Raw genomic sequence first — 19,374 nt, 5'->3', positions numbered from 1 at the left:
GCTCAGGCCCCGGTCCGGCGCACCACCGCCGACCGGGGCCGCTTGAGTATTGATCCTGCTTGACACCCCCTCTCTTCCGCCAGCCAGTCAACTGAACTGGGAATTCTTATTCATTCCGGTTGACGCTGGTTCAGTGGTAGCTCAATCTGGTTGACATGACCGACAGGAGTCGTCCCCAGTGGGTGAAGATCGGGCGTGAGCTGCGCCGCTTACGGCTCCAAGCTGGGATGACGCAAACACAGCTCGGCAAGCGGGTCATGATGTCCTACGGAACGATCAGCGGCCTCGAACGCGGCGTGCGAGGCACCAAACCGGAGCATCTCGCCCAGCTAGACCAAGCACTCTCAACAGACGGCACTCTCACTCGGATGTGGGAGGGTCTGAACACATACAGCGGACTCCCAGAGTGGTTCCAGGGAGTGGCTGTACTCGAACAAGAGGCGACGGAGATCCGCGAATACTCTCCCCTCCTGATTCCAGGTCTATTGCAGACGGAGGAGTACGCACGCGCAATCATTCAGATTGGGCAGCCCTCGAATACATACGAAGAGATCGACGAGCAGGTACAGGCTCGCCTGGAACGACAGAAGGTCCATTCGGCATCCCGGCCCCCGCTCATGACCGCAGTACTGGATGAGGCTGTGCTGCGTCGTCCGATCGGCGGTCGTGAGATCATGTCCAGACAGCTTGAACACCTACTGGAGATGGTCGCGACCTCGCATGTCACCGTCCAGGTCGTCCCCCTCGACTGCAGTCATCACCCTGGGCTCGACGGAACGTTCAGCCTCTTCACCACTCCCGAAAGAGGCCGAGTCGCCTACACGGAGACCAGGATCGCAGGCACACTCGTCGAAGCGGCACAAGACGTCAGCGACTACACACGAGTGTTTGAGGAGCTGAGGGGCGCAGCGTTCCCTGTGACGACTTCATGCTCGCTCATCTCCACCGCATTGGGAGAACTTCGGTGACTCACATGTACTGGCGTAAGTCCAGCTACAGCAACACTACGGGTGGCAACTGCGTCGAGGTTGCAGGCCCCTGGCACAAATCCAGATACAGCAACCAGACCGGCGGCAACTGCGTCGAGGTCGCCGCGACCTCCGCCCACGGCATCGCCGTCCGTGACACGCAGAACCGCGGGCTCGGGCACCTCTCGTTCCCGGCCTCTGAGTGGGCCTCCTTCATCAGGGACGTTCGTCGGCGGGACCTGTAGAGACCCCCTACTCCCCCACCGACACGGACGGGCCGCCGCCCCAGCGGGGCGGCGGCCCTACGCGTCACTCAGTCGCCTGAAGGCTCCTGCCCTCAGTACTGCGGCTGGTTCTGCGGGTTGAACTCGTCGAACTCGACGTCCTCGGCCTTCTCCAGGCGCTTGTCGTCGACCTTGAGCACGTCGAAGCCCCGGGAGATGTCCGAAGAGTAGATGTAGCCGTTGTAGTAGTACGTCGACCAGGTGTTCGTGTTCACCTCGACGTCCTCGTCCACCCGGTCATCGGCGTCGAAGTAGCCGATCTCCTCGGGCTTCTTGAGGTTGTTGAAGTCGATGATGGACACGCCGCCCTGGTACCAGGACTGCACGAAGTAGTTCTTGCCCTTCACCGGGATCAGCGAGCCGTTGTGCGCCACGCAGTTCTGCTCGCCGCCCTGGTGCCGGTCGATCTTGTAGTAGCTGCGGAACTTCAGGTCGGCACGGGCCGGCTTGTCCCCCTTGCCCTCCTTGACGTTCAGCTTGAAGATCGCGTCCGCGCCGCGCTCCGGCCCGACCTCGGGGGTGCAGGTGGGAGCGCCGCCACCGCCCAGCTCGTCGGTGAAGATGACGCCGTCGCCCTTGTTCGTGAACGTCGCCGAGTGCCAGAACGCGAAGTTCTCATCGCGCACGGTCTCGATGACCTCGGGCTGCAGCGGGTCGCTGATGTCGAAGATCACGCCGTCGCCCATGCAGGCCCCGGCCGCGATGTCCTTCTCCGCCCACACGGTGATGTCGTGGCAGCCCTGGGTCGGCAGCAGCAGGTTGTCCTGGTCGTGGTTGCCGCCGTCGGGGAAGACGACGGGCTCGCTGGCCAGGTTGGCGTCCTCCGGCGCGTCCTTGGGCACCTCGATGACCGAGATCTGGTCGTGCGGCGGCTGGCAGTTCGGATACCGCTCCGACGGCGAGTAGGACGACACGTAGATGTAGTCCGTCTCCTCGCCCTGCACCAGCGAGTTGGTGTGCGACCCGCACGCCGTCGGCACCGCCGCCACGTACTGCGGGTTCTCCTTGTCGGAGATGTCGAAGACCCGCATCCCCTCGAAGGCGTCGGCGTCGGCCGGGCTGCTCTCGGCGGCCCCGCAGTCCGCGCTCTCGCGCGGGTAGTCCACCGAGTAGTAGAGCAGGTCCCCGCTGACCGACACGTCGCCCTGCCCGCCCGGGCAGAGCACCGTGCTGACGACCTCGGGCTCCTCCGGCTCCGAGATGTCGTAGATGACGAAGCCGTTGTAGTTGCCCCCGATGGCGTAGTCGCCGGTGAAGGCCAGGTCCGAGTTGGTGCTCTCCAGACCCTCGGGCTTGGGCAGGTGGGCCACGTGCTCGATGTTGTCACTGGTGACCGAGTCGGCCGGCGGGGTGTCCGCCGCGGCCGGAGGCGCCACGACCAGGCTCAGCGCCAGGCCCGCCGCGCCCGCGACGGCGGCGCCGAGGCGCCCGAGCCGTCTGCGCTTGGGGGATAGCGACATGCAGAACTCCTCGTTCCGTGGGAGGGGCGGGGCCGGCCGGGCGTATGCGGGCCCAGATCGCGGCCCCGTCGGTACGCCGCCCGCCCCGGGTCACGGGGCGGGCGGACAGCGGGGGTGGGGAAGGGTGGGGCGGGCGGGACCGGGGTCAGTAGCGCGGCTGGTTCTGCGGGTTCAGCTCGTCGAACCGCACCTTCTCGGCGCGCTTGAGCCGCTTGTCGGTCACCTTCAGGACGTCGAAGCCCTGCTGGATCTCCGAGGAGTAGATGTGGCCGTTGTAGTAGTACGCCGACCACGACCCGCTGATGCCCTCGGTGAAGGGGCCCCGGTCGAAGTAGGCGATCTCCTTCGGGTTCTCCAGGTCGTTGAAGTCGATGACCGACACCCCGCCCTGGTACCAGGCCTGGACGAAGTAGTTCTTGCCCTTCACCGGGATCAGTGAGCCGTTGTGCGCCACACAGTTCTCGGTGTCCTCCTGGAAGCGGTCGATCTTGAAGTAGTTCTTGAAGGTCAGCTCTGCCTCGGCCGGGCGGTTCTTGTTGCCCTTCTTGCTCTTCAGCCCGAAGATGGCGTCCGCGCCGCGCTCCGGCCCGATCTCGGCGTTGCAGGTGGCCGCACCGCCGCCGCCCAGCTCGTCGGTGAAGATGACACCGTCGCCCTTGTTCGTGAACGTCGCCGAGTGCCAGAACGCGAAGTTGTCGTCCCGCACGGTCTCGATGACCTCGGGGTTCACCGGGTCGCTGATGTCCATGACCACGCCGTCGCCCATGCAGGCGCCCGCCGCGATGTCCTTCTCCGCGTAGACGGTGATGTCGTGGCAGCCGCTGGTCTCCCGGCTCGGGGTGCCGGGCGGGTTGCCGCCGTCGGGGAACAGCACCGGCTCGGAGGCGACCGCCGCGTCCTCAGGGGAGTCCTTCGGGACCTCGATCACCGAGATCAGGTCGTGCGGCGGCTGGCAGTTCGGGTACCGCTCCGACGGGGCGTACGACGACACGTAGATGTAGTCCGTCTCCTCGCCCTGCACCAGCGAGTTGGTGTGCGACCCGCAGGTGGTCGGCACCGCCGCAACGTACTCCGGGCTCTCGATGTCGGAGATGTCGAAGACCCGCATCCCCTCGAAGGCGTCCGCATCGGCCGGGGTGCTCGCGGCGGCCCCGCAGTCGGCGTTCTCCCGCGGGTAGTCGACGGAGAAGTACAGCAGGTCCCCGCTGACCGACACGTCGCCCTGCCCGCCCGGGCACAGGACGGTGGTGACGAGTTCGGGCTCCTCGGGCTCGGAGATGTCGTAGACGGCAAAGCCGTTGTAGTTGCCGTCGATGGCGTAGTCGCCGGTGAAGGCCAGGTCCGAGTTATAGGCCGAGGTGCTGTCGAACCCCTCGGGCTTGGGGAGGTTGGCGAGATGCTCGATGTTGTCGCTCTTGTCGGTGCCGCTCCCGCCGGTATCGGCCGCACCGGCGGCGGGGGCGAGGCCGATGGCCAGGGCGGCCGCGCCCGTCAGAGCGATGCCGAGGCGCGCGGCGCGCGCGAGCGGGGACCGCCGGAGCGGCCGGGGGGATGTCGGCATCCGGACTCCTTCGTCGATGAGAGCCGAAAACACGGGCAAACTACATAGACCGGTCCCCTCCTGTACAGAGGGGTAATCCGGACCGCTTCCGATTCGACACACTGCGCGGTTCATCCGTCGCCGGTGCCCATCGTGGCAATCCAGGCACGGACCGGGAATTCGTGCACGCCGGAACGGGTGCGCGTGGGCCCGCGGGTGGGCCCAGGGCACGGCGCCCGCCCCTCCCCTGCCGCCCGGCTTTCGGACCGGAATGAACCGACGTTAGGACGTCCGTAAACCGGCTACCGCGTCCGCAACCGGGACAGGGCGGGGCGGGCGGCCGGGGCCCAGAGCCGCCGGAGCGGCCCGGCCCCCGGCCGGAGGTCCTCAGTAGCGGACCTGGTTCTGCGGGTTCAGCTCGTCGAACCGCACCTTCTCGGCACGGTCGAGCCGCTCGTCGTCCAGGCGGAGGACGTCGAACCCGCGGGTGCGCTCGGCCGAGTAGACGTACCCGTTGTAGTAGTACGCCGACCAGCTGCCGCCCCGCACCAGCTCGGTGTCGGACACCGGGCCGCGGTCGAAGTAGGCGATCTCCTTCGGGTTCTCCAGGTCGTTGAAGTCGATCACCGACACCCCGCCCTGGTACCAGGCCTGGACGAAGTAGTTCTCGCCCTTCACCGGGATCAGCGAGCCGTTGTGCGCCACGCAGTTCTCGGTGTCGCCCTGGTGGCGCGGGATCTTGTAGTAGCTCTTGAAGGTCAGCTCCGCCTTCGCGGGCCGCTCCCCCTTGGCGGGCTTGGCCTTCAGGCCGTAGATGGCGTCCGCTCCGCGCTCCGGCCCGACCTCGGCATTGCAGGTGGCCGCACCGCCGCCGCCCAGCTCGTCGGTGAAGATGACGCCGTCGGCCTTGTTGGTGAACGTCGCCGAGTGCCAGAACGCGAAGTTCTCATCGCGCACGGTCTCGATGACCTCGGGCTGCAGCGGGTCGCTGATGTCCATGATGATGCCGTCGCCCATGCACGCCCCGGCGGCCAGGCCCTTCTCGGCGTAGACGGTGATGTCGTGGCAGCCCTGGGTCGGCCGCAGCAGGCCGTCCTGGTCCTCATTGCCGCCGTCGGGGAACAGCACCGGCTGGGCGACGACCGCCGCGTCCTGCGGGTCGTCCTTGGGGACCTCGACGACGGAGATCTTGTCATGCGGCGGCTGGCAGTTCGGGTACTTCTCCGAGGGCGCGTACGACGACACGTAGATGTAGTCGCTCTCCTCGCCCTGGATCAGCGAGTTGGTGTGCGACCCGCAGTCCGTGCGCACCGACGCGATGTACTCGGGGTTCGCCTTGTCGGAGATGTCGAACACCCGGATGCCCTCGAACGCCTCCGGGTCCTCGGGGGTGCTCTCCGGGGCGCCGCACTCGTCGTTCGCCCGCGGGTACTCCACGGAGAAGTAGAGCAGGTCCCCGCTGACCGACACGTCGGCCTGGCCGCCCGGGCACAGCACCGCGGCGGTGATCTCCGGCTCGGACGGCTCGGAGACGTCGTGGATGACGAAGCCGTTGTAGTTGCCGACGATGACGTGGTCACCGGTGAAGGCCAGGTCGGAGTTGGTGGGCTCGAACCCCTCGGGCTTGGGCAGGTTGGCCGTCAGCTCGACGTTGTCGCTCTTGTCGATCTCGTCGACGGGGGTGCCCGCCTGGGCCGGCAGCGCGGAGGCGGTCAGTCCCGCGGCGGCCAGGAGGGTCACGGCCGTGCTCAGCACGCGCCGACGCAGCGGACGCCGACGCAGCGGGCGTCTCGTGGACACCCGGGGGGATCTCGGCATGGGGGCTCCTCATCGTCGCCGATACCGAAGGTGAACACGAAGAAGATACATATCCACACGAACCGCGACCATGAGTAAAATCGATATAAATCACTACACACGGCGATCAGCGCAGTTCAGTGCGTGCGCACACCGCGCGTCACGATGTGGCGACGGATCGGATACTGGACAAACCCGCCCTGATGACAGTAGACATCCCGAAGCGGCCGACCGCCGCGCTTCCCCCGCCGAGAGGAGCCCCCCGTGCCGCGTCCCACCCTGGCGCTCGGAGCCGCCCTCCTCCTCGCCGCGGCCACCGCCTGCTCGGGCGAGGGCTCCGGCGACGAGCCCGACGTGCTGATGCCCGGCGGCCCCGGCGAGTCCGCCTCGCCCGCCTCCCAGGAGCAGATCGACGCCGCCAACCAGGAGATCACCCACAACGAGGCCGACGTGGTCTACGTGCTCAAGATGATCGAGCACCACAAGCAGGCCCTCGACATGACGGCGATGGTCCCCGACCGGGTCGACGACGGCGACGTGGAGAAGATCGCCGACCGCATCGAGGACGCCCAGGGGCCCGAGGTCGAGGCCATGGAGGCCTGGCTGGAGACCAACGTCTACGGGCCCGCCGAGGGCAACCCCAACTACGCCGACTCCTGCGGCCTCACCCAGTGGCGCGACGGCGAGGCCGGGGTCGAGGACGGCGGCGGCCACCACGGCGGCGGCGCCCTGGCCGCCTGCCCCATCGAGGTGGACCACACCGACATGCCGGGCATGCTCGTCCAGGACCAGCTGGACGAGCTGGAGGCCGCCGAGGGCGAGGAGTTCGACGCGCTGTTCGTCGAGCTGATGACCGAGCACCACCTGGGCGCCATCGAGATGGCCGAGGACGTCACCATCGACGGCAAGGACACCGACGTGCTGCGGATGGCCAACGACGTCATCGCCGAGCAGCAGGCCGACATCAACCGCATGGACGAGGCACTGAACTCCTAGCGATGATCTCGACGAAGGTGCTGTCACTCCGGCGGTTTCGACAGCACTTTTGTCGAGATCATCGAGGGCCCCGCGGACGACGACGGAGCGGCCGCCCTCCGCTGAGGGGCGGCCGCTCCGTCGCTGCTCTAGGGGCGCCTCAGGCGCTCTTCTCCTCGGGCTCGTCACCCGGCTCCACACGCGGGACGATCGTGGGGTTCACGTGCTCCAGGACCGCCTCGCGGGTGATGATCACCTGGCCGACGTCCTCGCGGCTGGGGACCTCGTACATCACCGAGAGCAGGACCTCCTCGATGATGGCCCGCAGCCCGCGCGCGCCGGTGCCGCGGATGATGGCCTGCTCGGCGATGGCCTCCAGGGCGTCCTCGCTGAACTCCAGCTCCACGTTGTCCAGCTCGAACAGCCGCTGGTACTGCTTGACCAGGGCGTTGCGCGGCTCGGTGAGGATGCGCACCAGCGCCTCGCGGTCGAGGTTGTGCACATTGGTGATGACCGGCAGCCGCCCGACGAACTCCGGGATCATCCCGAACTTCAGCAGGTCCTCGGGCATGGCGTCGGTGAACAGGTCCTCGGCCTTGTGCTCGGAGGAGGAGCGCAGCACCGCGTTGAAGCCCATCCCCTGCTTGCCGACCCGCTGGTCGATCACGCGGTCCAGCCCGGCGAAGGCCCCGCCGCAGATGAACAGCACGTTGGTGGTGTCGATCTGGATGAACTCCTGGTGCGGGTGCTTGCGCCCGCCCTGCGGCGGCACGCTGGCGGTGGTGCCCTCCAGGATCTTCAGCAGCGCCTGCTGCACGCCCTCCCCGGACACGTCCCGGGTGATCGAGGGGTTCTCGCTCTTGCGCGCGACCTTGTCGACCTCGTCGATGTAGATGATCCCGGTCTCGGCCTTCTTGACGTCGTAGTCGGCCGCCTGGATCAGCTTGAGGAGGATGTTCTCCACGTCCTCGCCGACGTACCCGGCCTCGGTGAGCGCGGTGGCGTCGGCGATGGCGAAGGGGACGTTGAGGATCTTGGCCAGGGTCTGGGCGAGCAGCGTCTTGCCCGAACCGGTGGGGCCCAGCAGCAGGATGTTGGACTTGGCGATCTCCACGTCCTCGTCGCGGGGGCGGTCGCCCTCGGACTGGACCCGCTTGTAGTGGTTGTAGACCGCGACCGACAGCGCCTTCTTCGCCTGGTCCTGGCCGATCACGTAGGAGTCGAGGAACTCGTAGATCTCGCGCGGCTTGGGGAGGCTGTCCCACTTGAGCTCGGTGGAGTCGGCGAGCTCCTCCTCGATGATCTCATTGCACAGGTCGATGCACTCGTCACAGATGTACACACCCGGGCCGGCAATGAGCTTCTTCACCTGCTTCTGGCTCTTGCCGCAGAACGAGCACTTCAGCAGGTCTCCACCGTCGCCGATGCGTGCCACCCAGCCACTCCTTAAAACGTAGGCCGCCCCGTCAACGGCGCCCGTGCGCCCGCTGCGCGGTCCGCGGTACGAGGCGTCCCCAGCGGGCCTATCCGCTCTTGCAGGATATGCCCTTTGGCGCCGACTCCGTGCGGGGTGATCTGTGCGTCGCTCTTTACGAGCGTAAGCGAAGAGGGAGACCGGCTTCACCACCCGATCGCCCGCGGCGTGTGGGGCCGGGCCCCGAGGACGGGCCCGCGGGCCCGTCCGGGCCCGCGGACACCGCCTACTTCAGGGAGGTCTTGCGGTACGGCAGGACGAAGTCGACGATGCCGTAGTCCTTGGCTTCCTCCGCGGTGAGGATCTTGTCCCGCTCGATGTCCTGCGAGATCTCCTCCTCCGTCTTGTCCGTGTGCTTGGCCAGCGTGGACTCCAGCTGCTTACGGATCCGCATGATCTCGTTCGCCTGGATCTCGATGTCGCTGGCCTGGCCGCGGGTGACGTCGGTGGCGGGCTGGTGGATCAGGATCCGCGCGTTGGGCAGGCAGCCGCGCTTGCCCTTCGTCCCCCCGGCCAGCAGCACCGCGGCGGCGGAGGCCGCCTGGCCGATGCACACCGTCTGCACGTCGGGGCGGACGAACTGCATCGTGTCGTAGATCGCCATCAGCGACGTGAACGACCCGCCCGGCGAGTTGATGTACATCTGGATGTCGCGGTCGGCGTCGATCTGCTCCAGCGTGAGCAGCTGCGCCATGATGTCGTTGGCCGACGTGTCGTCGATCTGCACGCCGACGAAGATGATCCGCTCCTCGAAGAGCTTGTTGTACGGATTCATCTCCTTGACGCCGTACGAGGTGCGCTCGACGAACGACGGAAGGATGTAGCGGTTCTGCGGGCTCGGCGGAGCCATGCCGCCGGCGCCGAACGCCTTGTACGCGTACTCGTTCATGTTCTGGCCCTCCACATGCACCGTACTTCGGGGGTAACCGGTCCCGGACTCCTCAGGCGTGACTCGGCCCCTCAGGACTGGCCGGAGACGTCGAGGGTGCCCTCCAGCACCTCGTCGATGAACCCGTAGTCCTTGGCCTCCTGGGCGGTGAACCAGCGGTCCCGGTCGGAGTCCTTCTCGATCTGCTCCACCGTCTGGCCGGTGTGGAAGGCGATGCGCTCCTGGAACATCTTCTTCACGTACAGCAGGTCGTCGGCGAGGATCCGGATGTCGGAGGCGGTGCCCCCGATCCCGCCGATCGGCTGGTGCATCATCACGCGGGCGTGGGGCAGGGCGAAGCGCTTGCCCGTGGCGCCGGCGCACAGCAGGAACTGGCCCATGGACGCGGCCATGCCCATGCTGACGGTGCGCACGTCGTTGGGGATGTACTGCATGACGTCATAGATCGCCATACCGGCGGTGACCGAACCGCCCGGCGAGTTGATGTACAGCGTGATGTCCCGCTGGCGGTCCTCGGCGGACAGCAGCAGCAGTTCACCCACGATGCGGTTGGCGATCTCGTCGTCGACCTGCTGGCCGAGGAAGATGATGCGCTGGCGCAGCAGACGCTGCGACGTCTGCTCGAACACCGGGGGAATAGGCGACTCGGCCGTACGGGCTTCGACTCGCGTGGACTCGTTCTGGGTCGGCGGCACTCTCGTCACCTGCTCCGAAATCGAAACGGTTGCGACGCTTGCGACACTAACGCTCTTCACGGTCCCGCTCGCACGCTTCGCGGGCCTGTTCGCTTTGAGCGCATGGGGGCGGCCCGGAAGGCCGCGCATTCCGCAGAAAGCGAACGGGCCCCCGGCCCACGCGCGCGGCGCGGCCGGGGGCCCAGAGCGTCAGAGCGAAAGCCTTACTCGGACTTCTCGTCCTCGGCCTCGGCCTCGGACTCCTCGGCGGCCGACGTGTCGGCGGGGGCCTCGGCCTCGTCGTCGCCGCCCTGGGCGGTCTCGACGGGGTTGCCGGACTCGTCGGACACCTTGGCCTTCTCCAGGACCAGGTCCATGGCCTTGGAGCGGACGACCTCGGTGTAGGCGATCTGCAGCTGGTTGGACTGGACCAGGTGCTGGGCGAGCTGGTCGGGGGAGACGCCCATGCGCTGCGCCTGCTCGACGACGTAGGCGGTCAGGTCCTCCTGGCCGGCGGACAGCTCCTCTTGGACGGCGAGCTGGTCGAGGACGAAGCCGGCCTTGACGGCCGAACGGGCGCTGGTCTTCAGCTCCTCGTCGAACTCCTCCTCGCTCTGGCCCTGGGACTCCAGGTAGAACTCCTTGGTCAGCCCGCCCTGCTGGAGCTGGTTCTCCAGGCTCTGGCGGCGGCGGTCGACCTCCTCGTCGACGACCGAGTCCGGCAGCGGGATGTCGACCGAGTCGACCAGCTTCTCCATGGCGCGGTCGCGGGCCTGGGAGAGCTGCTGGACGCGGCGCATCTCGCCGAGGCGGTTGCGCACGTCGGCGCGCAGCTCCTCGATGGTGTCGAACTCGCTGGCCAGCTGGGCGAACTCGTCGTCCAGCTCCGGCAGCTCCTTGACCTTGACGCTGTGCACCGTGACGGTGACGTCGGCGTCCTGTCCCTCGTGCTCGCCGCCGACCAGCTTCGTGGTGAAGGTGGCCTCGTCGCCCTCGGACATGCCCGTCAGGGTGTCGTCCAGGCCCTCGAGCATGGTGTTGGTGCCGACCTCGTAGGAGACGCCGCTGGCCTGGACGTCCTCCAGCTTCTCGCCGTCGATCGCGGCGGACAGGTCGATGGACACGTGGTCGCCCTCCGCGGCCGGGCGGTCCGCGCCGGCCAGGGTGGAGAAGCGCTCGCGCAGGTTGCCCAGCTGCTCGGTGACCTGCTCGTCGGAGGCCTCGGCGTCGTCGACCGTGACCTCGATGCCCTCCCAGTCGGACACCTCGAACTTGGGGCGGACGTCGACCTCGGCGGTGAAGGCCAGCTCGTCGTTGTCCTCGAGCTTGGTGATCTCCACGTCGGGCTGGCCGAGCGCGAAGACCTCCTCCTTCTGGATGGCCTCGTTGTAGAGCTCCGGAACGGCGTGGTTCACCGCCTCGCTGATCACCGCACCGCGGCCGACGTAGCGGTCGATCAGCCGGGCCGGCGCCTTACCCGGGCGGAAGCCCTTGATCCGGACCTGCTTGGCCAGCGACTTGTAGGTCTCGTCGAAGGCGTGGTCCAGCTCCTTGAACGGAACCTCGATGGTCAGCTTGACCCGGGTCGGGCTGAGCTCCTCGACATCGGTCTTCACGGGGCGGTACTCCTAGATTTCCGGCTGTTTTCCGGGACGACCCGGCACGCAGGGCACGACGCAAGGCCGCGGTGTCCGGGACGGCACCGGCCGAGCAGTCAGTGATCCGAGCCGCGGGGCCTTGAGCGGGGACCTGACCCGGTCCCGCACTCGTCCCCCTGCTGATCACACCAAGTCTAGGGCAGAACGGCGGGGGCTCACGGCCCTCGGGAGCCGCACCGCCCCCGGACCTGGAGCCATAGACGTCTCGTCGGGGAGGCGGGATTCGAACCCGCGGCCTCATGCTCCCAAAGCATGCGCGCTAACCAAGCTGCGCTACTCCCCGTACTGCTCGCGCCGGCCGCGCCGTCCGGGTGTACGACCAACGCTGCGGAGACTGTAGTCTTGTCCCCGTCGGCTCAACGAGTCTAGAGGAAACTCAGAGGGACCGGAGCCATGCGGGCGTAGTTCAATGGTAGAACTCCAGCCTTCCAAGCTGGCCATGCGGGTTCGATTCCCGTCGCCCGCTCCGCACACGGCCGGGGGCCGGGTCCGAACGGACCCGGCCTTCGTCGTTCCCGGGGTCCGCCGGGCCGCCGGTCGGCCGGTGTGGGCACCGCCTCACGGGCGGCGCGCGCCGACGGGCGCCCCGTGCGTGGGGAACGGCCTCTGCCGGGGATATGTTGGGGCGGGCGGACAAGCCCCGCCCGCGGCCGCTCCGCGTCCGGTCGATCGTGTGAAGGTGTGCACATGCCCATGGAGGTTCCCGCGCTGACGGCCCGTTGGATCGCCGGGCCGCCGGGGGGCGCGTCCCCCGCCGTGGTGACCGGGGTCTTCGACGTGCTCCACGTGGGCCACCTGCGCTTCCTGTCCGCCATCCGCGACCGCGGCCTGCCGCTCGTCGTGGGCGTCGAGGACGACCGGCGGGTCAGCGCCTGGAAGGGCCCCGACCGCCCCGTCAACCCCGACGAGGAGCGCGCCGAGCTGCTGGCCGCCCTGCGCTGTGTCGACGGCGTGTTCATCGTCTCCGGGCCTCCCGAGGTCAACGGCTGGGACGCCTACGCCGACCTGCTGCGCCCGATGGACCCCGCCGCGCTCGCCATCACCTCCGGCGACCCGCACACCGACGCCAAACGGCGCGGCGCCGAGGCCCTCGGGGCCGACTTCTGGGAGCTCCCGCTCACCCGGGGGCGCTCCACCAGCGCGACGCTGAACCGCCTGTCGCCCAGTCTCTGAGCGGGCTCGGCACGCCGCCTCCGGGCGCGGGCTCTGAGGACGGGCTTCTGGGCGCGGATTCCGGGCGCGGCCGCCGTGCCGGGGCCGGACGCGGCGGCGGTGCGGAGGCGGACCGCGCCGTACCACGAAGGCCGGTTCCGGCCCCGTTTCCCGCGTATTCCCGCGCGTGCGACCTCTTCGGCGCCTGCTCGGCCCCGGGAACAGGGCGCCCGCGAGGGCTGTTGACGACGCTGCAGGGCTGCGCCGGGTTCGCCGCGCCTCCCCTGCGTTCCGCGCGTTGTCCCGAAGGCGAATGAGGTCGAAATGGCGATGATGGGCGGGGGCGGTCCCCCGATATACCGTTCCCTGGTCAACGACGGCAGCGCGAAGCAGAGCGCGCTGCCCAAGGGCCTCGCCCGGCGCATCGTGGGCTACGCCCGCCCGCACTGGCGCTCCATCGTGCTGTTCGTGGTCGGCACCTCGCTGGCGTCGGCGATCGTGGTCGCCAACCCGCTGCTGCTCAAGCAGATCATCGACCAGGGCGTGGCGAACCGGGACACCGGCCTGGTGGCGTCGCTCGCCCTGGCCGTGGCCGGGCTGGCGGTCCTGGAGGCCGTGCTCAACCTGACCAACCGGTGGATGTCCTCCCGCATCGGCGAGGGCGTCATCTACCTGCTGCGCACCCAGGTCTTCACGCACGTGCAGCGGATGCCGCTGGCGTTCTTCACCCGCACCCAGACCGGGTCGCTCATCAGCCGCCTCAACACCGACGTGGTGGGCGCCCAGCGCGCCATCACCTCGGTGCTGCAGTCGATCGTGTCCAACCTGATCAGCACGGTGGCGGTGCTGGCCACCATGTTCGTGCTGTCCTGGCAGATCACCCTGGCCGCGCTGGTGCTGGTGCCGCTGTTCCTCATCCCCGCCAAGCTGATCGGCCGCCGCCTGGCCGGGATCTCCCGCGACGGGATGAACCTCAACGCCGAGATGAGCTCGCTGATGACCGAGCGGTTCAACGTCGGCGGGGCGATGCTGGTCAAGCTGTACGGCCGCCCGGAGGAGGAGGCCGCGGCCTTCTCCGACCGGGCCGGGCGGGTGCGCGACATCGGCGTCACCCAGGCCGTCGTCGGCGGCCTGCTGTTCACCATGATCGGGCTGATCACCGCCGTGGCCACCGCCGTGGTCTACGGGGTGGGCGGCGCCCTCGTCGTCGGCGGCGCCTTCGAGCTGGGAACCCTGGTGGCGCTGGCCACCCTGCTCACCCGGCTGTACGCGCCGATCACCGCGCTGTCCAACGTGCACGTGGAGGTGATGACGGCGCTGGTCAGCTTCGACCGGGTCTTCGAGGTGCTGGACCTGGAGCCGATGATCGACGAGGCGCCCGGCGCCCGCCCCCTGCCGGAGGGGCCGCTGGACGTGGCGTTCGACGGGGTCTCCTTCCGCTACCCCACCGCCGCCGAATCCTCGCTGTCCTCCCTGGAGCTGACGCCGCAGGCGGCCTCCGGCGACGACACCCAGGTGCTCAGCGGGGTGTCCTTCACCGCGCCGGCCGGGTCGCTGGTGGCGCTGGTCGGCCCGTCGGGGGCGGGGAAGACGACGCTGACCCACCTGGTCTCGCGGCTGTACGACCCGACCGAGGGCGCGGTGCGCCTGGGCGGCACCGACCTGCGCGGGGCGACCTTCGGCTCGGTGCGCGACGCGGTCGGCGTGGTCACCCAGGACGCCCAGCTCTTCCACGACACCGTCGGCGCCAACCTGCGCTACGCCCGGCCGGAGGCCTCCGACGAGGAGCTGGTGGAGGCGATGCGGGCGGCGCAGCTCGGCCACCTGCTCGACACGCTGCCGGACGGCCTGGACACCATGGTCGGCGACCGCGGGTACCGGCTCTCCGGCGGCGAGAAGCAGCGGCTGGCCATCGCGCGGCTGCTGCTCAAGCGGCCCTCGGTGGTGGTGTTGGACGAGGCGACGGCGCACCTGGACTCCGAGTCCGAGGCGGCGGTGCAGGAGGCGCTGGCCACCGCGCTGGAAGGCCGCACCTCGCTGGTGATCGCCCACCGGCTGGCGACGGTGCGCGAGGCCGATCTGATCCTGGTCATGGAGGACGGGCGGATCCTGGAGCGCGGCACCCACGACGAGCTGCTGGCGGGCGGCGGGCTGTACACGGCGCTGTACCGGACCCAGTTCGCCTCCCAGGAGAAGTCCCGGGCCTGACTCCGGGCCCGACCCGCGGGGGGACCGACGCCGGAGGGGGCCGCCGACCACGGCGGCCCCCTCCGGCGTTCCCGTTATTCCCCCGTCCGCCTGGGATTCAGATCACGCAGAAATTCAGTTGCCGCATTTTTGCAGAGGCTGCAAGATGGAGGGTGTCAGAGGACGGCCCGGCTCCGACGGGGGGACCACCATGGGACTGCGCGAGCGCAAGAAGCGCGAGACCCGTCGCAACCTGCACCGCGAAGCGGTCCGGCTGGTCCTGGAGCACGGGCTGGACGCGGTCACCGTCGACGACATCGCCGCCGCCGCGGACGTGTCCTCCCGGACCTTCTTCAACTACTACGCCTCCAAGGACGACGCCCTGGTGGGCGACGGCCCGCTGGGCCCGTCCGAGGAGGGCCGGGCCGTCTTCGTCGCGGGCGGCCCGACGGGGGACCCCGTCGACGACCTGAAGGCCTACCTGATGACCTTCGTCGGCGACGACCCGGAGGAGCACCGCACGGCCATGCGGGACCTGTACCAGCGCAAGCGGCTGGTACAGCAGGAGCCCGCGCTGATGCCGCGCGTCATGGCCCGCTTCGCCGAGACCGAGCAGCGGGTCGCCGCCGACATCGCGGAACGGCTCGGCGACGGCGACGCCGAGGGCACGCGCGCCCAGCTCGGCGCGCTCATGGCCACCACGCTGATGCGGTTCACCATGCACCGGCTCAAGGAGTCCGGGCACGGCCCCTGCGACCCGGCGCCCGGACCCGAGGATTTCCGGGAGGACCTGGAGCGCGTCATGGACGAGACGTTCCAGGCCTTTCGGGAGTTCTTCGTGCTCCCCGCCGAGCGGGCCTGACCCGGCGCCCCTCCCCCGCCCCGGGCCCACCCGCCCACCGAACCGACACGGCGCCCGCCGGAGCGGCGCCCGAACCATCCCACGGGGAAGCGAGATCCATCCATGACCACCACCGGCACCGAGGACCCCTCGGCACCGCCGAGCCGGAAGAGCGGAAAGAAACCGCACGTCGGCTGGGTGTTCTTCAGCGTCATGCTGACGATGCTGCTCGGCGCGCTCGACCAGACCATCGTGTCCACCGCCCTGCCCACGATCGTGGGCGAGCTCAACGGGTTGGAGCACCTGTCCTGGGTGGTCACCGCCTACATGCTCGCCGCGACGGTGGGCATGCCGATCTACGGCAAGGCCGGTGACCTGTTCGGCCGCAAGAACGTCTTCATCTTCGCCATCGGCATGTTCCTCATCGGGTCCGTGCTGTGCGGCATCGCCCAGAACATGCCGCAGCTGATCGCGTTCCGCGCGCTGCAGGGCATCGGCGGCGGCGGCCTGATGATCACCGCGCAGGCGATCATCGCCGACGTGGTGCCCGCCCGCGAGCGCGGCCGCTACATGGGCCTGATGGGCGGCGTGTTCGGACTGGCCTCGGTGGCCGGCCCGCTGCTCGGCGGCTTCTTCACCGACCACCTGGACTGGCGGTGGATCTTCTACATCAACCTGCCGCTGGGCGCCCTGGCCCTGGCCGTCGCGGCCGCCGTGCTGCACCTGCCCAAGCCGGACGGCCCCCGGCCGCGCCTGGACTACCTGGGGACGGTGCTGCTCGCCGCGGCCAGCGTGTGCATCGTGCTGTTCACCAGTTGGGGCGGGAGCGAGTACGACTGGAACAGCCCGGTCATCATCGGCCTGGGCGCCGGAGCGGTCGTCGGCGCCGTGCTGTTCGTGCTGGCCGAGCGCCGGGCGAGCGAGCCCATCATCCCGCTGTCGCTGTTCCGCAACCGCGACTTCGTGCTCACCGCGCTGATCGGGATCACCGTGGGCATCGCGATGTTCTCCACCGTGTCCTACCTGCCGACCTTCCTGCAGATGGTCAACGGTGCCACGGCCACCGAGTCCGGGCTGATGATGCTGCCGATGGTGGCGGGCATGCTGGCGGCCACCATCACCACCGGGCGGCTCATCTCCTCCACCGGCCGCTACAAGGCCTTCCCGATCGCCGGCACGCTGGTGATCATGGCCGGCCTGGTGCTGCTGTCCCGGATGGACGCCGACACCGGCTACCTGTACAACGCGTCCGGGATGCTCGTCCTGGGCCTGGGCGTGGGCATGGTGATGCAGAACCTGGTGCTCATCGTGCAGAACGCGGCCCCGGCGCGGTACCTGGGCACGGCGACCTCGGCCAACAACTACTTCCGGCAGATCGGGGCGTCGTTCGGCATCGCGGTCTTCGGGTCGGTCTTCGTCGGGCGGCTCAACGAGCGGGTGGCCGACCTGCCCGGCGGCGGGCTGCAGATGCAGGGCGGCGAGGCCGGGCTCAGCTCGCTGACCCCGGACATGCTGCAGGCCCTCCCGCCCCAGGTGCACGACTTCGTGGTGCAGGCCTTCGCGGGTGCGCTTCCGCCGGTGTTCCTCTACGGGGTGCCGATCGTGGCGGTCGGGTTCGTCCTGTCACTGTTCATCAAGGAGAAGCCGCTGGCGACCACCCTGGAGGCGGACGAGGGGCCCGGCTCCGGCTCCGGGGGCGACGGTCCGGGCGGGGGCGAGCCGGAGAAGGTGGCGGCGCCCGCGTAGCGGCGGTCTGGGCCCCGGCGCCGGGCGGCGCCCGGGGCGCGGAGCGGTGAGAGGGAGTGGGGTGGCCCGGGGGCCCACCTCACTTCTTCTTTTTCTTCTTCTTGCCCTTGGACTTCTTCGCGTCCTTGCCGCCGCCCTCGTCCGCGGAGCGCCCGCCCTTCGCGCCCTTCTTCCCCTTCCCGCCCTCCGCGGGCGCGGCCGTGCGCTCCCCGCGCGCCTTCTCGGCCTGCTTGCGCTTCTTCTTGAGCTGCTTCTTCAGCTTCTTCTTCTTGGGCTTCTTCGCGTCCTTGGAGGTGAGGTGGGGCTCCAGCGGCTCAGGCACCGGCACCACCCCCGGGCCGCCCTGGAAGAGCCAGTCGTCGAGCTCGTCCACCAGCCGGTCCTCGGTGAAGTCGCCCAGCCACACCGGCCGCCCGCCGCCGGCCCGCCCCTTCGACGAGGGCTGCACGACCACCACGTTGGCCTTGAAGCAGATCCCCAGGCACTTGCTGACCCGCACGGGGACCGGCCGCCCCTCGTGGTCCTCGATCCCGCTGAGCCGCTTGAGCTGCGCCTTGTGGTCCACCCCGGGGACCTTCTTCTTGGTCCCGCAGCAGCAGCCCCGGCACACGACGAGCTTGCACGGCCGGTCCGACGGATCCCCTACCACCTTCTCGCGCCCCTTCCGCGCCGATCGCGGCGCGATGTGCCCACTGTCGCCTCCCACGGTAAACGCGCAGGTCGACCGCGCGACCACCGGCCCGGTCCGCGCCTACCCCCCGGTGCAGGGGCCGGTGCCGGGCGGCGCCGCGCGCCCGGGGTCCCCGGCGGTAGGGTGATCCGGCGTCCGACAGGGCCCACGAACCAGGGAGGACGGTGACCCGTGGCCGCCGACGAGCGCGACCGGAACGTCATCGACGCCGACGGGGTGGACCTGGTCCGCACCGGAAAGCTCCTGCTCGACCAGGTGACCCTCGCGGTGCGCCCGGGCGAGCACTGGGCGCTGCTCGGCCCCAACGGCGCCGGGAAGACCACCCTGCTCGCACTCCTCGGGGCGCGCGCCCACCCCACCCGGGGCACCGTGCGCGTGCTCGGGCACCGGCTCGGCCGGGTGGACGTGCGCGAGCTGCGGGCGCGCATCGGCCACGTCGACCCCCGCCACGACCTGCGGTCGGCGCTGCCCGCGCGCGAGGTGGTGCTGACCGGCGCCACCGGCAGCATCGAGATCCCGCCGCGCTGGGAGCCGACGCCCGGGCAGGACGCGCGCGCCGGGGAGCTGCTGGCCCTGCTCGGTGCGGCCGACCGGGCCCAGGACCCGTGGACCACGCTCTCCCAGGGCGAGAGGGGCCGGGTGCTCATCGCACGGGCCCTGATGGCCGACCCCGACCTGCTGCTCCTGGACGAGCCCGCCACCGGCCTGGACGTGGCCGCGCGCGAAGGCCTGCTGGCGGCGGTGGACCGGCTGCGCGCCGCGCGCCCGCACATGGCCACCGTGATGGTCACCCACCACCTGGAGGAGCTGCCCGCCACCACCACGCACGCGCTGCTGCTGCGGGCCGGGCGCACGGTGGCGTGCGGCCCGGCCGACGAGGTGCTGACCTCCAAGTTCGTCTCGGAGTGCTTCGACCACCCGATCGAGATCGAGCGGCGGGCGGGCCGCTGGAGCGCCCGCGCCGCGGCCGCCGGCGGACAGGGCGCCTGAACGCACCGCGGCGGCGCGGGGCCCCCCCCCCCGCGCGCCGCCCCCACC

At 69.6% G+C, this 19,374-nt stretch carries 16 protein-coding genes and 2 tRNA genes; 9 read left to right on the top strand and 9 right to left on the bottom strand.

Annotated elements, in window-relative coordinates; all coding sequences use genetic code 11:
• The first annotated feature begins 155 nt into the window (after window positions 1-155).
• Window positions 156-968 carry a helix-turn-helix domain-containing protein gene (locus O4U47_RS11345; protein WP_270677755.1) on the top strand — a complete coding sequence of 271 codons (813 nt, stop codon included), beginning with the start codon at window positions 156-158 and terminating at the stop codon, window positions 966-968.
• 5 nt (window positions 969-973) lie between these two features.
• The gene (locus O4U47_RS11340; protein ID WP_270677754.1) at window positions 974-1,213 is read left to right on the top strand and encodes a DUF397 domain-containing protein; all 240 of its coding nucleotides are present in this window, start codon (window positions 974-976) and stop codon (window positions 1,211-1,213) included.
• Between the two features lie 92 nt (window positions 1,214-1,305).
• On the opposite strand, the gene O4U47_RS11335 is transcribed toward O4U47_RS11340, so the two are convergent.
• The 3 genes from O4U47_RS11335 to O4U47_RS11325 all read right to left on the bottom strand — a co-directional run bounded on the left by O4U47_RS11335 (window position 1,306) and on the right by O4U47_RS11325 (window position 6,070).
• Window positions 1,306-2,712 carry an LVIVD repeat-containing protein gene (locus O4U47_RS11335; protein ID WP_270677753.1) on the bottom strand — a complete coding sequence of 469 codons (1,407 nt, stop codon included), beginning with the start codon at window positions 2,710-2,712 and terminating at the stop codon, window positions 1,306-1,308.
• 145 nt (window positions 2,713-2,857) lie between these two features.
• The gene (locus O4U47_RS11330; RefSeq protein ID WP_270677752.1) at window positions 2,858-4,273 is read right to left on the bottom strand and encodes an LVIVD repeat-containing protein; all 1,416 of its coding nucleotides are present in this window, start codon (window positions 4,271-4,273) and stop codon (window positions 2,858-2,860) included.
• A 366-nt stretch (window positions 4,274-4,639) separates the two neighbouring features.
• The gene (locus O4U47_RS11325) at window positions 4,640-6,070 is read right to left on the bottom strand and encodes an LVIVD repeat-containing protein (RefSeq protein WP_270677751.1); all 1,431 of its coding nucleotides are present in this window, start codon (window positions 6,068-6,070) and stop codon (window positions 4,640-4,642) included.
• 243 nt (window positions 6,071-6,313) lie between these two features.
• Here O4U47_RS11325 and O4U47_RS11320 point away from each other — a divergent pair, with 243 nt between their 5' ends.
• A complete protein-coding gene (locus tag O4U47_RS11320) occupies window positions 6,314-7,045 on the top strand; it encodes a DUF305 domain-containing protein (protein WP_270677750.1) in 732 nt (243 codons plus the stop codon).
• Window positions 7,046-7,184: 139 nt separating this feature from the next.
• Here the strand turns inward: O4U47_RS11320 and clpX are convergent, their stop codons facing one another.
• The 5 genes from clpX to O4U47_RS11295 form a co-directional block, all read right to left on the bottom strand.
• Complete coding sequence (gene clpX, locus O4U47_RS11315; protein ID WP_270677749.1) at window positions 7,185-8,459, bottom strand: ATP-dependent Clp protease ATP-binding subunit ClpX; 1,275 nt, start codon at window positions 8,457-8,459, stop codon at window positions 7,185-7,187.
• 265 nt (window positions 8,460-8,724) lie between these two features.
• Window positions 8,725-9,387 carry an ATP-dependent Clp protease proteolytic subunit gene (locus O4U47_RS11310; RefSeq protein ID WP_270677748.1) on the bottom strand — a complete coding sequence of 221 codons (663 nt, stop codon included), beginning with the start codon at window positions 9,385-9,387 and terminating at the stop codon, window positions 8,725-8,727.
• Between the two features lie 71 nt (window positions 9,388-9,458).
• On the bottom strand, window positions 9,459-10,025 hold the full coding sequence (locus O4U47_RS11305) for an ATP-dependent Clp protease proteolytic subunit (protein ID WP_270677830.1): 567 nt from the start codon (window positions 10,023-10,025) through the stop codon (window positions 9,459-9,461).
• A 260-nt stretch (window positions 10,026-10,285) separates the two neighbouring features.
• Complete coding sequence (tig, locus tag O4U47_RS11300; RefSeq protein ID WP_270677747.1) at window positions 10,286-11,677, bottom strand: trigger factor; 1,392 nt, start codon at window positions 11,675-11,677, stop codon at window positions 10,286-10,288.
• Between the two features lie 250 nt (window positions 11,678-11,927).
• A tRNA-Pro gene (locus tag O4U47_RS11295) sits at window positions 11,928-12,002 on the bottom strand.
• Window positions 12,003-12,114: 112 nt separating this feature from the next.
• On the opposite strand from O4U47_RS11295, the gene O4U47_RS11290 reads away from it, so the two are divergent.
• The 5 genes from O4U47_RS11290 (at window position 12,115) to O4U47_RS11270 (ending at window position 17,645) form a co-directional block, all read left to right on the top strand.
• A tRNA-Gly gene (locus tag O4U47_RS11290) sits at window positions 12,115-12,185 on the top strand.
• Window positions 12,186-12,406: 221 nt separating this feature from the next.
• A complete protein-coding gene (locus O4U47_RS11285) occupies window positions 12,407-12,892 on the top strand; it encodes an adenylyltransferase/cytidyltransferase family protein (RefSeq protein ID WP_408638957.1) in 486 nt (161 codons plus the stop codon).
• Window positions 12,893-13,195: 303 nt separating this feature from the next.
• Window positions 13,196-15,079, top strand: a complete 1,884-nt coding sequence (locus tag O4U47_RS11280; RefSeq protein ID WP_270677746.1) for an ABC transporter ATP-binding protein — start codon at window positions 13,196-13,198, stop codon at window positions 15,077-15,079.
• A gap of 145 nt (window positions 15,080-15,224) precedes the next feature.
• Entirely contained in the window at window positions 15,225-15,920 is a 696-nt protein-coding gene (locus tag O4U47_RS11275; protein WP_270677745.1) for a TetR/AcrR family transcriptional regulator, read from the top strand.
• Between the two features lie 102 nt (window positions 15,921-16,022).
• On the top strand, window positions 16,023-17,645 hold the full coding sequence (locus O4U47_RS11270) for an MDR family MFS transporter (protein ID WP_270677744.1): 1,623 nt from the start codon (window positions 16,023-16,025) through the stop codon (window positions 17,643-17,645).
• A gap of 79 nt (window positions 17,646-17,724) precedes the next feature.
• On the opposite strand, the gene O4U47_RS11265 is transcribed toward O4U47_RS11270, so the two are convergent.
• Window positions 17,725-18,294, bottom strand: coding sequence for a (2Fe-2S) ferredoxin domain-containing protein (locus O4U47_RS11265; RefSeq protein ID WP_408638956.1), 570 nt, complete (start codon window positions 18,292-18,294; stop codon window positions 17,725-17,727).
• 213 nt (window positions 18,295-18,507) lie between these two features.
• Between O4U47_RS11265 and O4U47_RS11260 the strand changes: the two genes are divergently transcribed.
• Complete coding sequence (locus O4U47_RS11260; RefSeq protein WP_270677743.1) at window positions 18,508-19,326, top strand: ABC transporter ATP-binding protein; 819 nt, start codon at window positions 18,508-18,510, stop codon at window positions 19,324-19,326.
• Window positions 19,327-19,374 lie beyond the last annotated feature (48 nt).

Origin of the sequence: Nocardiopsis suaedae (assembly GCF_027706745.1) — a bacterium.
Classification (GTDB): Bacteria; Actinomycetota; Actinomycetes; order Streptosporangiales; family Streptosporangiaceae; genus Nocardiopsis_A; species Nocardiopsis_A suaedae.
The sequence above is the reverse complement of the archived record's forward strand: the minus strand, read 5'-3'. Positions and strand labels throughout refer to the sequence as shown.